Source organism: Streptomyces sp. NPDC036764 (assembly GCF_055609385.1).
Genome location: NZ_JBVJPT010000001.1, coordinates 2741773 through 2756806, shown reverse-complemented (window position 1 = coordinate 2756806; position 15034 = coordinate 2741773). Strand labels below are relative to the sequence as shown.

The 15034-nt window shown below is 68.0% G+C and carries 11 protein-coding genes and 2 pseudogenes; 11 read left to right on the top strand and 2 right to left on the bottom strand.

Annotation, left to right across the window (positions count from 1 at the left end):
- From ACZ69Q_RS11595 to ACZ69Q_RS11565, 7 genes and pseudogenes are all read left to right on the top strand, one after another.
- Window positions 1-85: pseudogene (locus ACZ69Q_RS11595) on the top strand (IS5/IS1182 family transposase); the annotation flags it as partial.
- Between the two features lie 52 nt (window positions 86-137).
- On the top strand, window positions 138-920 hold the full coding sequence (locus ACZ69Q_RS11590; RefSeq protein ID WP_471039948.1) for a phosphotransferase enzyme family protein: 783 nt from the start codon (window positions 138-140) through the stop codon (window positions 918-920).
- A 1774-nt stretch (window positions 921-2694) separates the two neighbouring features.
- A complete protein-coding gene (locus ACZ69Q_RS11585) occupies window positions 2695-5439 on the top strand; it encodes a helix-turn-helix transcriptional regulator (RefSeq protein WP_471040211.1) in 2745 nt (914 codons plus the stop codon).
- Between the two features lie 95 nt (window positions 5440-5534).
- Window positions 5535-6359 carry an alpha/beta fold hydrolase gene (locus ACZ69Q_RS11580; protein ID WP_471039946.1) on the top strand — a complete coding sequence of 275 codons (825 nt, stop codon included), beginning with the start codon at window positions 5535-5537 and terminating at the stop codon, window positions 6357-6359.
- Window positions 6360-6378: 19 nt separating this feature from the next.
- Window positions 6379-7203, top strand: a complete 825-nt coding sequence (locus ACZ69Q_RS11575) for an alpha/beta fold hydrolase (protein ID WP_471039944.1) — start codon at window positions 6379-6381, stop codon at window positions 7201-7203.
- 19 nt (window positions 7204-7222) lie between these two features.
- On the top strand, window positions 7223-8020 hold the full coding sequence (locus tag ACZ69Q_RS11570) for an alpha/beta hydrolase (protein WP_471039942.1): 798 nt from the start codon (window positions 7223-7225) through the stop codon (window positions 8018-8020).
- A gap of 57 nt (window positions 8021-8077) precedes the next feature.
- The gene (locus tag ACZ69Q_RS11565; RefSeq protein ID WP_471039940.1) at window positions 8078-8869 is read left to right on the top strand and encodes an MBL fold metallo-hydrolase; all 792 of its coding nucleotides are present in this window, start codon (window positions 8078-8080) and stop codon (window positions 8867-8869) included.
- Between the two features lie 199 nt (window positions 8870-9068).
- Here the strand turns inward: ACZ69Q_RS11565 and ACZ69Q_RS11560 are convergent, their stop codons facing one another.
- Together ACZ69Q_RS11560 and ACZ69Q_RS11555 are read right to left on the bottom strand one after the other, a co-directional pair.
- Complete coding sequence (locus ACZ69Q_RS11560; protein WP_471039938.1) at window positions 9069-9512, bottom strand: hypothetical protein; 444 nt, start codon at window positions 9510-9512, stop codon at window positions 9069-9071.
- Between the two features lie 56 nt (window positions 9513-9568).
- A pseudogene (locus tag ACZ69Q_RS11555) lies at window positions 9569-10752 on the bottom strand (IS110 family RNA-guided transposase).
- Between the two features lie 1082 nt (window positions 10753-11834).
- On the opposite strand from ACZ69Q_RS11555, the gene ACZ69Q_RS11550 reads away from it, so the two are divergent.
- From ACZ69Q_RS11550 to ACZ69Q_RS11535, 4 genes are all read left to right on the top strand, one after another.
- Window positions 11835-12746 carry a hypothetical protein gene (locus ACZ69Q_RS11550; protein WP_471039936.1) on the top strand — a complete coding sequence of 304 codons (912 nt, stop codon included), beginning with the start codon at window positions 11835-11837 and terminating at the stop codon, window positions 12744-12746.
- Window positions 12747-12996: 250 nt separating this feature from the next.
- Window positions 12997-13275 (top strand): hypothetical protein, encoded by a 279-nt coding sequence (locus ACZ69Q_RS11545; RefSeq protein WP_471039934.1) that lies wholly within the window; start codon window positions 12997-12999, stop codon window positions 13273-13275.
- Between the two features lie 65 nt (window positions 13276-13340).
- Window positions 13341-13517 carry a hypothetical protein gene (locus tag ACZ69Q_RS11540; protein ID WP_471039932.1) on the top strand — a complete coding sequence of 59 codons (177 nt, stop codon included), beginning with the start codon at window positions 13341-13343 and terminating at the stop codon, window positions 13515-13517.
- 202 nt (window positions 13518-13719) lie between these two features.
- Entirely contained in the window at window positions 13720-14919 is a 1200-nt protein-coding gene (locus tag ACZ69Q_RS11535; RefSeq protein WP_471039930.1) for a NucA/NucB deoxyribonuclease domain-containing protein, read from the top strand.
- Window positions 14920-15034: the final 115 nt, after the last annotated feature.

The window sequence follows — 15034 nt, the reverse complement described above, 5'->3', positions numbered from 1 at the left end:
CCGCTACGAGCGCAAGCCCGAACACTTCCTCGCCTTCACCGCCATAGCTGCGACCCTCATATGCCACCGCAGACTCGCCAACTGAAATGACGACTTAATGGGGTGATCACGACGAGCTGATCCGACACACTGGTTCGATGCGGCAAGATGATGAACAGCCTTTGTCCGGTGGCAACGTCAGTGATGGTGTCGTTCGCGTCGGGGACACCGTTCGCCGTCCGACCGGACCATGGACTCCCGCTGTGCATGCCCTGCTTGCCCACCTGCACGAGGTGGGATTCGGCGCGGCGCCTCGTCCGCTCGGCATTGACGATCAGGGGCGTGAGGTCCTGACCTTCATGCCGGGAGATGTGGTCTGGCCCGACCGGTTCTCGCTGATGGAACCCGCTCGACAACTGGCTCGCGTGGCACGGCTGATCCGGGACTTCCACGACGCCGTGCAGGACTTCACGGCGCCCTCCGATGCGCGGTGGCAGACGCTGATCCCCGCTGAGGGCAGTGACATCATCGCCCATAACGACCTGGCCCCCTGGAACCTCGTGGTCGCAGACGAGGCGCGGTGGGCCTTCATCGACTGGGACGCTGCAGGTCCCGGCTCGCGCCTGTGGGATGTCGCATACGCCATTCACGGGTTCATCCCGCTGTCCGCGCATCCGGACTGGCAGAGCCCGGACGCGGCGGACCGACTGGGAGTCTTCGCCGACGCCTACGGTCTGGCTGAGTCCGAACGCCGTCGGTTGGTGCCTCTACTGGGGCGCCGTACGCGTTCCATGCACGACTTCCTGCGCGACCAGGCAGCCCAAGGAGCCCAGCCCTGGGCAAGGCTGTGGGCTGAAGGCCACGGCGACGCTTGGCGAAACGACGCCGAATACATCGAGCAACGCGAAGACCAGTGGATGCAGGCCCTGCTCGCTAGCTGAGGCAACAGCGCCCGTGCCTGGCTCCTGGCATCGAACGACATCTCGAACACCGTCGCCTGCTGCGGCCAGACCCCGAAGTAATGGGTACTCACCGCTAGCGCGATCTTGCAGTGAGGGTCCGTCAGCTCGCTGGCGGACCCTCACTATTTGTTCAGAATGGTGGTCAGCCCCAAGGCGACCGAGCCTGACCACACGGTGCGGGCACCGCTCGGTTTCCGCGACAAGCTTGATATCGCAGCACGCGGAGTGCGCGGCGTGCACGAAGAGGATCACGGGCCGCCGGGCGAATGTGGTGGTCACCGGAGCGGACGGCAATGCGGAGGTGTTCTTCACCAGCCCTGGAGCACGCGCAGACGTGGGCCGGGAAGCTGAAGCAGCCGAAGGACAACCTGGTCAACGTGGTCGGCGAGGCCGCGGTGTTACGCGCGAAGTTGTGGCAGTACCTGCGCGAGCATGCCGACGCCGGACATCTGAAGGCGATCGAGGACGGCCGGGCCGCCGGCGTGCCCTGGGACCACTTCGCCGAGGCACTGCGCGTGACCTCCAAACAGGGCGCCTACCAGAAGGCGCGGCGGCTGAAGGCCGAGCAGCTCCGCGAGCCCGGCGAGCGCAGCACCCCCGAAACCGCCCGCGAACACGAGGACCGCGCAGCCGCCGAGCAACGGGCCGAGCGGGCCCTGATGCTCGTGCAGGAACGCCGTTTCCCCGGTCGCCCAGCAGATCGGCCGGCTGCTCCTGGAGCACCGCGACGGAATCGTCCTGGACAGACTGGGCGACGTTCTGGCTCGGCGAGATCGCAGAGACTATCGACGACCGCAACGCCCCGGCCGAACGTGCGTGGTTCACCGGGTGGGTGGAGAGCTTCGTGCGAGCCGTCACGGCCACGCTCGGCAGCGCAACCAGCCCTCCACCACCACCGAAGAAACTCACCAGGCCCTGGCAATGGCCACCGAGTTCACCTACCAGGAACGTGTAACTGAGCGCTTCAATTGGCCACTCTGAGCGTCACAGTTGGCCGGAGGGATTAGCGATCAGTTCGGACATCTGATGTCGGTTTCGATGAAGTCGACCGCGAAGCCGGTTCAGCGGCTGTGCTGGCCTCGTGGAGGCGTCCTCGGAGCCCTGCGTGCCGGTGGTCGCACACGTGCGGGCTGGATGAGCTGATCGCGCCGTACGTGCTGGATGAGCAGGTCACTCAGCGGCTGGAGGTCGGCGAGGGCTGGTTACGGCGGTGGAGTGCCGTTGGGAGCTCGCCGGACGCCGACGTCGTCTGTGCGGTACGTGAGCTGGCTGCCGTCCCGCGGGTAGCACGGTGCCGGTAAGCCGATTCGCGTGGCGGCTGATCAGCGTCAGGCTGACCAGGCCGCTCGGCCGCAGGCGGCCTGATTGGTGTCCGGTGCCTTGTTCCCGTCCGTCTGCGCAATCGGCACAGGCTGCCGCATCTTCCAGCGACTTGATGTTTGTCCCATGGAGGTGCCGGCAGCGGCTTCTGCGCAAGCCTGGGCCGGCGCTGGTCGAGCAATTGGAAGACGCCCATTGGGAGTGTGAGATCGGTACGACGTCGCCTCACATCGCCAAGGACAAAGCGTCGTCCGGTTGACGAAGGAGCCGCGGCGAAGCGGAGGGAGGCATATGACTTATGCAAGTCTCCTGTAAGTCCGGGCGAGCATATGCAGTATGGGCAGCACCAGCGGAGGGTGCGGGCGTAGTGTGCGTGGGGGGACCGCGTTGCCGTTGACCTTGCCACCCGACCTTTCTGAAAGGTGTCGGCGTGATGCTCAAGGGGCGGGTCAGGGAACGTGAAGCCCTCGATCGGTTCGTTGCGGACCTGCGCGGGGAATTAAGCGGTGTCGCCCTCCTAAGCGGTGACGCTGGTATCGGTAAGACTGTCCTGCTGGATCATGCCGCCGCGGAGGCCGCCGATCTGCGCGTCCTGCGGGTGGCGGGTGTGGAGGCAGAGTCCGGGTTCCCCTTCGCGGCGCTTCACCGTCTGCTCGTTCCATTTCTGGACGGCCTCAAGGAACCCGGCGCGCTGCCCGCAGCCCAGCGCGCGGCGCTGCGGGTGGCCTGTGGACTGGCCGACGGCCCTGCCGCGGATCAGTTCCTGGTGGGGCTCGCGACGCTCACGCTGCTTGCGGAGGCCGCGAAGCAACGGCCTGTGCTGGCCTGCGTCGATGATGCCCAGTGGCTCGACAAGGAGTCCTTGGGCGTGCTCGCCTTTGTAGGTCGGCGGGTGCACGCCGAGGGCGTCGGTCTGTTGTTCGCCGCGCGAACCGGTTTCGACGCGCCTGCGGGCCTTCCATGCATTGAAGTAGCCGGTCTGGAGGACGAGTTCGCTCTGGAACTGCTGCGGGAGGCCGTCCCCGGACAGCTCGACACCCGGGTCGCGGCGCGGATCGTGGCCGCCACGGCCGGGAACCCGCTGGCGCTGGCTGACCTGGGGCAGGAACTCTCCGCCGACCAGCTCTCGGGAGGGCTCGCACTGCCGGAACCGCTGCCCGTGGGCGGCACGCTGGAGGCGCACTACCTCCAGCAGGTCCGCGAGTTGCCGGAGCCTACGCAGACCTGGCTGCTCCTCGCCGCCGCCGAGCCCGGCGGTGACCTCGGGTACCTCACGAGTGCGGCAGACCGGCTCGGGATCAGCGCGGAGGCTTCCGGTCCGGCCGAAGCCGCGCGCCTGGTTGTGCTGCACGCCGCCGCACAGTTCCGTCATCCGCTGGTCCGGTCGGCTGTTTACAGCGGCGCCACCAGCGTCGAGCGAAGACGGGCGCACCACGCGCTGGCCCAGGTCACTGACCGCCCGGCCGACGCCGACCGGCGCGCCTGGCATCTTGCCGCGGCCGCGATCGGGACGGATGCCGCCGTTGCCGCGGAGGTGGAAGACGTGGCCGACCGAGCAGGCGCGCGTGGCGGTTACGCCGCGCGCGCCACCTTCCTGACCCGGGCCGCCGAGCTGACACCGGAAGGCGAGGTACGAGCGGGACGGCTGCTGGCGGCGGCCGAGGCAGCGCTGCGAGCCGGGGCGCCGCTGCAGGCGGAGTCGCTGCTGGACGGGATCGATGGGGAACTGCTCGGTGATGTCGGCCAGGGCCGGGCATTGTTGGTCCGGGCTAACACGGGCATCGCGCTGGGCCGCGAGGATTCGTTCGCGCAGGCGCCGGCGCTGTGTGTTCGTGCCGCGCGGCTTCTCTCTGACGGTGCTCCGGACCTTGCTCGTGAGGCACTCCTCAGGGCCATCGACCGCCTCATCACCGCAGAGCACCTTATGCGGGATACGACGCTGGCCGAGATCGCCCGGACCGTGGAGACGCTGGTGCCGCGCAGCGGTGGAGCGACCGGCGTCGATCTCGTGCTGCGCGGTTTCGCGGCCTTGATCACTGACGGCTATGAACGCGCCGTACCACATCTGCGGCGGGCCTGCGCCATGGTGCTGGACCCGGACACCCTCGAGGAGGAGGTGCTGCGCGGCTATCTGCCCACCATGACCATGTCGATGATCCTATGGGATGAGCAGACCCACACCGCGGTCATCCGCCGGGCGGCTGACGTCGCCCGGCGGACCGGCTCCCTGTGGCAGCTGGATAGCGCGCTGTACTGCGCCACGATGTCCGAGACCAATCTCGGCGAACTGGCCGCTGCCAACGACCTGTTGGCCGAGGGGCACCAGATTCGTTCGGCGATCGGCGCCAACGACGACGTGTGGGCCATATACCGGCATCCTGAACTGCTCGCCTGGCATGGCGAGCGCGACGACCTGGACGCCGTGCTGCGCGGGTCGATGGAGGCCGGCACCTGGCTCGGCAGCGGCGCGGTCGAGTCCATCGCCCGCATCGGAATGGTGGTGCTGGCCCTGAGCCGCGGCGACTACGCCGAGGCGCGCACCGTCGCGCACGAGCTGATCGAGCAGGATGTGCTCGGGGTGCATTCCCGGCTGCTGCCCTGCCTTGTCGAGGCGGCCGTACGCTGCGGCGACCGGGTCCTGGCCACGTCCGCGCTGGGGACGCTGGCCTCCCGGGCGGCGGCCTCCGGCACGCCCTGGGCCCTGGGCCTGCTGGCTCGCTCGAGCGCCCTGCTTGCCCCTGTCGGCGACGCCGAGCCGCTGTACAGCGAGGCGATCACCCTCCTGTCGGGCACGAGAGCCCGCTCCGATCTCGCCGTCGCCCACCTGCTGTACGGCGAGTGGCTGCGCCGCCGTAAGCGCCGCAAGGACGCCCGCGAGGAACTGAGTACGGCCGTGGCGATGTTCGACGCCATGCGGGCCACGGGCTACGCGGCGCGCGCCGCTCAGGAGCTTGCTGCCACCGGGGCGCACCCCCAGCGCGGGACGGCCGGGGCGACGAGCGTGCTGACCCCGCAGGAGCTCCAGATCGCACGCCTCGCCAAGGGCGGCGCAACCAACGCCGAGATCGCCGCACAGCTGTACATCAGCGCCAGCACCGTCGACTACCACCTGCGGAAGATCTTCCGGAAGCTCGACGTGACGTCCCGGCGGCAACTCCACCAAGCATTGGACGACTGACCGCGGTCACGACTACGTGCTTCACGGGATTCGAGCACCGTCCGTCCTGGCCGAGTCTTGGGCGACCGGACAGATCCTGCAGACGGGAGCATTCCATGCCGTACGTCACCGCAAGCGACGGAGCGCAGATTTTCTACAAGGACTGGGGCACGGGCCGGCCGGTCGTGCTGAGCCACGGCTGGCCGCTGAACTCGGACAGCTGGGAGGCACAGCAGCTGTTCCTCGCCTCGAACGGCTTCCGCGCCATCGCCCACGACCGTCGTGGGCACGGCCGGTCCGACCAGACGTGGCACGGCAACGAGATGAACACCTACGCCGACGACCTCGCCACCCTCATCGACACGCTCGACCTGCGCGATGCGACGCTGGTCGGCTTCTCCACGGGCGGCGGGGAAGTCGCCCGCTACATCGGGCGGCATGGCACCGGCCGCATCGCGCAGCTCGTGCTGGTGTCCGCCGTACCGCCGTTCATGCTCAAGACCGGCGACAACCCCGGCGGCGTGCCGGTCGACGTGTTCGACGCGATCCGCGCCGGGTCGCTCGCCGACCGCTCGCAGCTGTACCGCGACCTGGCCGACGGCCCGTTCTTCGGCAACAACCGACCCGGCGCCGATGTCTCCCAGGGCATCCGGGACGCATTCTGGCGCCAGAGCCTGCAGGCCGGACACCGAAACGCCTACGAATGCGTCGCGGCCTTCTCGGCCACCGACTTCCGCGCCGACCTGGATGCCTTCGACGTGCCCACGCTGGTTATCCACGGCGACGACGATCAGGTCGTGCCCTTCGAGGTGGGCGGTCAGGCGTCGGCGGCCCGCATCAAGAACGCGATGCTGAAGGTCTACCCGGGGGCGCCGCACGGCATCACGGACACACACAAGGAACAGCTCGGCACCGACCTGCTGGACTTCCTCAACTCCTGATCGCGGAAGGAACCACCGCATGATTTCCGAAGGTCAGCCTCGCCGTCGCGTTCTCGGCGGCCTGCTCGCGGCGGGAGCGGTCACGCTCGGCGCCGCCCCCGCCTCGGCCTCCGCCCGCTCGGGCGGCGGTACGAGACCGACCGTCGTGCTCGTGCACGGCGTGTTCGCCGACTCCTCCGGCTGGAACGACGTCATCGCCCGGCTGCTGAAGGCCGGATTCCCAGTCATCGCCCCCGCGAACCCGCTGCGCGACCTGGCGGGCGACTCGGCGTACGTCTCCAGCGTCGTCGACACCATCCCAGGCCCGGTCATCCTGGTCGGCCACTCCTACGGCGGCGAGGTCATCACCAACGCCGGACGCGATCGTTCCCATGTCAAGGCGCTGGTGTACGTCGGAGCCTTCGCGCCCGACGAGGGCGAGAGCGCGTTGCAGCTCGCCGACATGTTCCCAGGCAGCAAACTGAAGGACGCGCTGGTGACCCGCCCGTTCCCGCTGCCCGACGGCACAACCGGCACCGACGGCTATATCGACCACGCGAAGTTCCACGAGGTTTTCGCCCAGGATCTGCCGACCTCCGTGACGCGGCTCATGGCGGCCACCCAACGCCCCGGCAGCGTGGGCGGGTTGGCGTCCGGCAGCGGCGTGCCAGCCTGGAAGAGCCTGCCGTCCTGGTACGTGATTCCCACCGCCGACAACGTCATCCCGGCCGCGGTGCAGCGCTTCATGGCGGGGCGCGCCGGGAGCACGACTGTCGAGGTGAAGGGCTCCTCCCACGTCGTGATGATGTCGCATCCCGACATCGTCGTCCGCCAGATCCTGGCCGCCTACCGCGCCACCCGTTGACGTCCTGGAAGGAACATCGATGAGCGCACCGGACACCATCGTCCTGATCCACGGCTTCTGGGTGACGCCGCGCAGTTGGGAGCACTGGATCGACCGCTACGAGAAGCAGGGCTACCGCGTGCTCGCGCCCGCCTACCCCGGCTTCGAGGTGGAGGTCGAGTCCCTGAACGCCGACCCGACCCCGATCGAGAAGGTGACTGCCCCGCAGATCATGGAGAGCCTGGCAAACGTGATCCGCGGGCTCAACGAACCGCCCGTCCTGATCGGCCACTCCGCGGGCGGAGCGTTCACCCAGGTCCTGCTCGACCACGGCTTCGGCGCGGCCGGAGTGGCCATCAACTCCGCGCCCACCGAAGGCGTGAAGGTGACCCCGCTGAGCCAGGTGAAGGCGACCTTCCCCGTGCTCAAGAACCCCGCCAACCACCACAAGGCGGTCGGCCTCACCCCTGAGCAGTGGCATTACGCCTTCACCAACACATTTCCCGAAGAGGAGTCCCGGGCGCTCTACGAGCGTTACGCGATTCCCGCGTCGGGCCGCATCCTGTGGAACAGCGTGCTGGCCAACCTCCAGCCCGGCCACCAGGACATCTGGGTGAACTACCACAACGACGACCGTGCACCGCTGCTGTTCCTCTCCGGCGAACTGGACCACCTCATGCCGCCCAAGGTCCAGCAGTCCAACGCCGAGCACTACAAGTCGAACACGGTCACCGAGGTCAAGGTGTATCCGGGGCAGCCGCACCTGATGCCGGCCTCGCCAGGCTGGGAAGAGGTCGCGGACCACGCGCTGTCGTGGGCCTTGTCGCACGCCCGATAGCCACCAGTACGCCCGGGACGGATACCCGCCGTCCCGGGCCAGGGAAGGGATGACCGCATGACAGAGGTCCGCGTCACCCACATCGGCGGTCCGACCACACTGATCGAGGTCGGCGGCTGGCGGCTGTTGACCGACCCGACGTTCGATCCGCCGGGGCGCCGCTACTCGTTCGGCTGGGGCACGTCCTCCCGTAAGACGTCCGGCCCCGCCCTTGCCGTCGCGGACCTGCCGCCGGTCGACGCCGTCCTGCTCACTCACGACCACCACGGCGACAACCTCGACACGGCCGGGCGCGCCCTGCTGCCGACCGTGGACACCGTACTCACCACGCCGTCCGGAGCACGACGACTCAACGGCAACGCGCGTGGCCTAGCGCCCTGGACGACCACACGCCTTCAGGCCCCAGGGCGCACAACGATCGATATCACCGCGACTCCCGCCCGCCACGGACCGCCGCTGTCCCGGCTGATCACCGGGGACGTCACCGGCTTCGCGCTCCACTGGGAGGGACAGCAGCACGGTGTGCTGTGGATCTCCGGGGACACCGTCCTCCACGACGGTGTACGTCACCTTGCCCGCCGCCTGAACGTGGGCGCCGCCCTGTTGCACATGGGCGGCGTGCGCTTCCCTCTGACGGGCCCGATCCGCTACACGATGACGGCCGCTCAGGCTGTAGAGCTGTGCCGTCTGCTCACCCCGCGAACCGCCCTCCCCATCCACTACGAGGGCTGGCACCACTTCCGCGAGAACCGCGAAGCCATCGAACGGCACTTGGCCTCGGCTCCCGCCGACATCCGGGACCGCTTCCGCTGGCTGCCCGCCGGAACGGGCGTCGACGTCAGCGTGTGACCGCACCAGTCGGTGCTGATGCTCCTGCCGGCAGGATCGCCTCTCGCACGCGGAGTCGACGGACGCTCGACCTCCAAGGCTGAGGCACACCGGGCAGGACAACACTGAGCGCCGGAACGGCCACCTGGAGCGCTCAATGGCTTCCCAATGGAGAAGTCAAGCTGAGTTCCTGTGCGTTGGACAGAACCTGGTTCCGTGTTCAGTCGAACCAGACCACGAGGCGGACGTGCTCCGGGCCGTGCAGCTCGGCCAGCGTCCTCATCACGTCCCAGACCGGCGCCCAATGGGTTCCCGTCCCGGCAACGGTGCTTCGGCTGAGTGTGCCGGAGCGATCGGTCTCGTCCCAGTCGGCGGCTGCCAACTCGGCCCATCTGATCCACGTTGTTCCGTGCGCGTCCTGTGGCCCACCCCATGCGCTGAATGTCTCTCGCAGTCCCTCGGAAGCGTCCTCCGGCAGGCCGCGGTCCTCGGACAGCGGTCGGAACCCGAAGGAGTTGCGGACGCCGAAGAGGCAGGCAAAGGCGTTGCCGGTGTTGAGGAGGAAGAGGTCAATGGCGGCGTGCCATACCGCGTCCTCGTCGTCCTCCCCGAAGATCCGGGCCAAGGACCTGCACTCGATCATTCCGCTGACATCGGTGGACATGCCCGCAGTCTGCCGAGCACGGGCAAGGCTCGTCGCCTCGTTTTCCGACGCAGAACCTAACCGGCGGACTGTGGTGGGGCGACCTCGTAACGGCGCCGGTCATGGATCAGGGCCCACAGGACGTTGACCCTGCGGCGGGCGAGGGCGATCACGGCCTGGGTATGGCGTTTGCCCTCGGCACGCTTGCGATCGTAGAAGATCCGGGAGTTGGGGTCGTAGCGGACGCTCGTCAGAGCGGACATGTAGAAGATGCGCTGGAGTCCCCGGTGGTAGTGGCGAGGGCGGCGTAAGTTGCCATTCCGCTTCCCGGAATCGTGCGGTGCCGGAGCCAGGCCGGCGAAAGCCGCGAGGCGGTCCGGGCCGTCGAAATCCTCAAGGTCGCTGCCGATCACAGCGAGGAACTCGGCGCCCAGCAGCGGCCCCATGCCGGGCATGCTGGCCACGACCTCGGCCAGCTCGTGTGTCCGGAACCGGGTCTCGATGAGCCGGTCGATCTCGGCGACCTTCTCGTTCAAGGTCTGGACCTCCTCGGCAAGTGTCCGAACGAGCTGGGCGATCACAGCCTCGCCCGGGACGGCGGTGTGCTGCCGCTCGGCGGCCTGCACGGCCTTCTGCGCGAGTGTCTGGGGGCTGCGGACGCCGCGGGCGCGCAGCCAACGGTGAGCCGCGCGGTGCCTATGCGCCGGAGGGTGGCCGACGTCTGGTAGCCGTCCAGCAGGACGAGGGGTCCGGCACTCGTCAGGACGAGCACCCGTTCCAGCGCGGGGAACATGCCGGTCAGTGCAGAGCGGAATCAGTTGATGGACCGGGTGCGGTCGCGGACGAGGTCGGTGCGGCGGTTGGTCAGGACACGGAGTTCGATGGTGGCCTCTTCGCTGGGCCGCAGCGTGTGCAGGTCGCGGCGTATGCGGGCCTGGTCAGCGATGACCAGTGCGTCTCGGGCGTCGGTCTTGCCTTCACCCCGGTAGCCGTCGCTGGCCCGGTTGACCACGCGGCCAGGGATGTAGCGGACTTCCTGGCCGTGATTGACCAGTAGGGCGAGTAAGAGGGCGGGCTCACCACTGGCCATGTCCACGGCCCAGGTCACCTGGTCGCCGAGGGCGAGTACGGCGTCAAGGAGCTTCAGGAGCTCCGGCTCGTCGTTGGCGACGGGCGGGACAGCAATGCTTCGCCGTTTTCGTTGAGTACGAGGCAAGGTGGTGGGTTTGCCGCTGCCAATGCCGGCCCAGATCCGGTTCATCGTGCTCCAGACGATCGTCCTGCAGGGTTCGTGCCACAGACGACCTCGCCGGCATGGCCTTACACAGCGATCTTGTCCGCATTTCCCAATCTGGCGGCCGGGTCGTCGTGGGGCGCCGGGCGGCCAAGCCACTGCAGCCACGGACGGCAGCCAACTAAGAGCCACACCCGGCACCCCTGGGCGGCCCAACCCTACGAATGGCTCCACCATCCCGTCCCTGGAACGTAAGGCCAACTGAGGAGCTCAGTCACAGAACGACCCAAGATTCCTGAGCAGGTCCCGCGTTCCCAGTCTGGGAACCCAGCGCGGCACGCGCGCCGACGAACACGCGGCGGCCGTCCGGCCCGCTGCCCCACTCCGGGCATTCCGTCACCCCGCGGGCCGCATTTCGTCGGTTCCCCCCTTATCGAGCAGGTATGGCCCTCGCCACGCAAGCCAGGGCAGACCGACCGCGAGGACCAGAGCGCCGCCCAGGACGAGCACCCAGGCCCCCATCCGGCGCAGGCGCCGCATGCGGCGTGCCTGGACCCGCCGCTGATCGAGCGCAATCATCACACTTCCTGCCTAGATGAAGCGCCCGCGAGATTGTGGCTCCACTCCGGACCGCGGGGGGGGGCGGCACACCGCGCCCGAAGTCCAACACCACGAGACTCGGACACTCCCGCACCTTCACCTAATCCACAGCTCACGGGGTCGGTCAGCCACCATTTGTGGCTCGTGACGATCCTGCTGGCGCTTATCCACTCACACGGTGAGGGAGATGCCGAGGTTGGCAAGCTGAATAACGCGGATGCGGTCGAGGGGATGAGCTCCCCAAGGATCTGGTCCCTGTCTCATGTGATCCGGTTCGATTCGCTTGCGGTCTCAGGTGACCCGGTTCGTCGACGTGTTTGAAGCGGGCTGTCGCTGGTCGAGGTGACACTTTCTGCGTACGGGACACGGGACCCCCGGCCCCGCTTCCCCGATCGGTGCGGTTTCCCTCGCCTAGGGGCTCCGACGTGCGGCAAGGTCTGCTGTACTGGCTGGACGGCAACATCTGGGTGCGCGGGGGATGAGGGGGGCGTATGTCGAGAGTGCCGGCGATGGTCTGGTTTCAGGGTGACTCGGACAATCATGTTCGATGGTCGCCGGATGAGCGCCAGTTTGGGCTGGTGTTCCAGTGGCCGGGACTGCATGTACTGGACGATCGCCGCGCCAGCAGCCCGCCGTCCATCGCGCGCGTCGGGCACACCACCTACATGGCGTGGAAAGGCGCCGACGACGACAAGCACATCTACTGGTCGACGCTGTCGGGCTACAGCGGGCCGTTGACCGACCATCCGGCGGCCTGGTCACCGCAGCAATCGGCGCACTGGCTCCAGACCGACACGTTTCCGACCTTGTCGCCGTTCAACGGCCGGCTGCTGATGTACTGGAAGCGGTACAACACCAACCCCGATCCGTACTCCCGCGACCGGATGATGGTCTGGTCCGAGCTGGTCGACGGCGAGTGGACCAGTCCGATGGAGTTCGACACCGTGGTTCGTGGTGTCGAGGGCGTCGCAGCGGCCGTACACCAAGGGCGTCGCTACCTGGCGTGGCGGGGCAGAGGCACCGACACCCGTATTCATTGGCACTGGTTCGATGGCGCGACCGCGCAAGACGGGACGATCGCCGACGACCAGCACACGAACGCGCTGCCTTCCCTGGTGTCCGACGGCACCACGCTCCACATGGCATGGCGCAACACCGACGATGACCACATCAGCTGGTCAACGCTGACAGGCCCTCCCGAGGCTCCCAGGTGGCGGCCGCGGCAGGTGCTCAACGACCGGCGGACAGCGGGCAGTCCGACGCTGGGGGCCTCCGATACAGGGTCCGTGATCATGGTGTGGGCAGGCGCGGCAGGCGACTCCGCCGTGTGGTGGTCGCGCTTCACCGACGGACAGTGGGGGCAACAGTACGCATGCACCGATCGGCACCTCGACAGCCCGATGAGAGTCGGACTCCTCTGAGCTGAGACAACGTCCGGCATCCACGCTCCCGGAACCAGAACTACCGAGATTCCCGGCACCGCGACTCTCAGTCGACCTGGTCGCCCGCAGGTCCACGCCTTGGCGCGGAGCCAGATCAAGTGAGACGGGACAGCCGTATGCGGGGCATGTCGTGGATGGAGTCCGCAGGGCCTGCATCCTGCGGGCCGTCGAACGTAGGGGATCGAACGTGTGGGGACGGATGGCAGTACAGCTCGGAACGGGGCAAGACATGACAGCGGTCGTGGAGAGCGCGAGTGCATGGCTGGACACGATCACCGCTCAAGCGCGCAGTTCCCAGGCGAAGGTGTTCTCCGTGAGCGTGCCGATGAGTCACCCCGCGGCCTCGGACCAGGCGCACGAGCAGCTGCTGTCGGCGGCCATCGACGGCGTTGAGCGGGAGGGGTGGACGCTGGACAGCATGAGCACGTACGGCTCCTCCTCCGCTTACGAAGGCCCCGCCTTCTGGGCATTGCTGGTCTTCCGCACGACCTATCACGGACGCGTCTGAACGCGGTGACGGGTACCCGGTCAGCTGCTACCGCTGCCATCGCCCCTCGCGGCTCGTCGTAGCTGATGTTCAACGTCAAAGCGGTTCTGGCGCTCAGCTCGTGCGTAGTGGGTTACAGCGTCCTGCACGACCCCCGCCGCCTCACGCCAGAGCTGACGCTGTTGCGTCCGCTCGTCAGAGGGTTCGAGCAGTTCCAGCTTCCTGCGCTCGAGGTCTGCCGCACGCTGCAAGGCAATCAGTGATGCGGGCAGGCCGGGTTGACTCGGTTCGGCCTCGTGAGAGGGAAGGGTGGGGGCCATCACGCTGCGCCCGCGGTGGATGACCGAGACCGCCTGCTGGATCTGCGCCCGACGTGGCCGTGGGGGTGCCGGAGGATCCCACACCCGTCCCGGAGGAGGAGGGCTCGTCCTGGGGGGGGATGCCTCCTGGGTGATGGACGAGGAGATGTCCGAGCTGCTGGCGGAAGGAGGGGATCCCGCGCCGGTGGCCGACGGGCTGGAGGATCCCTCAGTAGAGGAGCCGGCTGCCGGTGCTGGCGTCGAGATGCCCTTCACGAAGCTGCAGCAGTCGCCCATGTCTTCCACGGGGGAAACGTGTTCGGAGCCTGACGAGGAGGGCAAGGCGGCCTGTGTGGAGCAGGTTCCGCCGGACGCGATTGCCCAGAGTGCGACGGCTATGACTGCGGACGCGGCCCGCGCAGGGGTAGCTCCTCCCCAGTGGTGCGAGAACAGCAGGGGCAAGGTCGTCGGGCTCCGCACGGCTGTGTGCCAGGTCGGCGGTGCCGACTACACCACCAAGCAGAAGATTAACGGTGTGTGGCGCGAGACCGGCCGGGCCAAGCTGCTGTTCATCAGCTACAGCTATGGCGACACCGGCCTGGGCACCATCGCCCACCAGATCGAGGTCGCCGCATACGACGGCTGGGGCGACGCCCTCAACAGGGGCTCGGTAAAGGGCTCCGCCAAGAAGACCGGAGCCTGCAAGGTCAGCAGCGCGAGGTTCCCGAGTAAGCCGCTGCTGCCCAAGAACTCCTGGCGGCTTGGGGAGTCGTTCTACGACACCACGATCCACACCGCCGGCACGAAGGGAAAGTGCAAGAGCACCTGGACACTGACCCTCCAGACTCCCGGCCACAACGACGCGCTCCTGCCGGTCAGCTTCAACGAGTTCCGCTGTGACAACGCCACAACGGGCCGGCCCCGGGTCGGCTGCGTCGTCTCCTGGTACCCGTCGATCCTCTACTACGACCAGACCACCTACCCGGACCTGGCCAAGCACGTCAAGCGCGCCCAGGCCTCCGGCTTGCCCGGCGGCTCCTTCAAGGACCCGCTGACCCGCACCACCAATGCCCAGACCATCCGGGACAACCGCACCAAGGCATGCGGAGACGCCCCCGGCATCCAGGACAAATCCTGCGATGAATACCCCATCGCCACCTCCAAGCAGGGGCTGAGTTCCGGGGGATCCCGCCGTTCCTTCTCCGCCTGCGACCTGCCCAACATCCCCTCGGGCGGTGGCTCCAGGGGAGCCAGCGCCTGCATGATCAACAAGAGTGACAACGAGGCCCAGGGCGGCTTGAACACCCAGTTCTTCCGCAGAGAGCGCATGCTGGACGGAGACCCCTTCCAGATCCGAATCTCCTAGACCGTCCGTCACAACCGTTCGGCGGCCATCGCGACCGTGCGATGTCCGCCGGCCGGTGCCGAACCGACGTACGATCGCAGCCCGGGGGCAAGCTCCCGGGCTGCCACTGCATCCC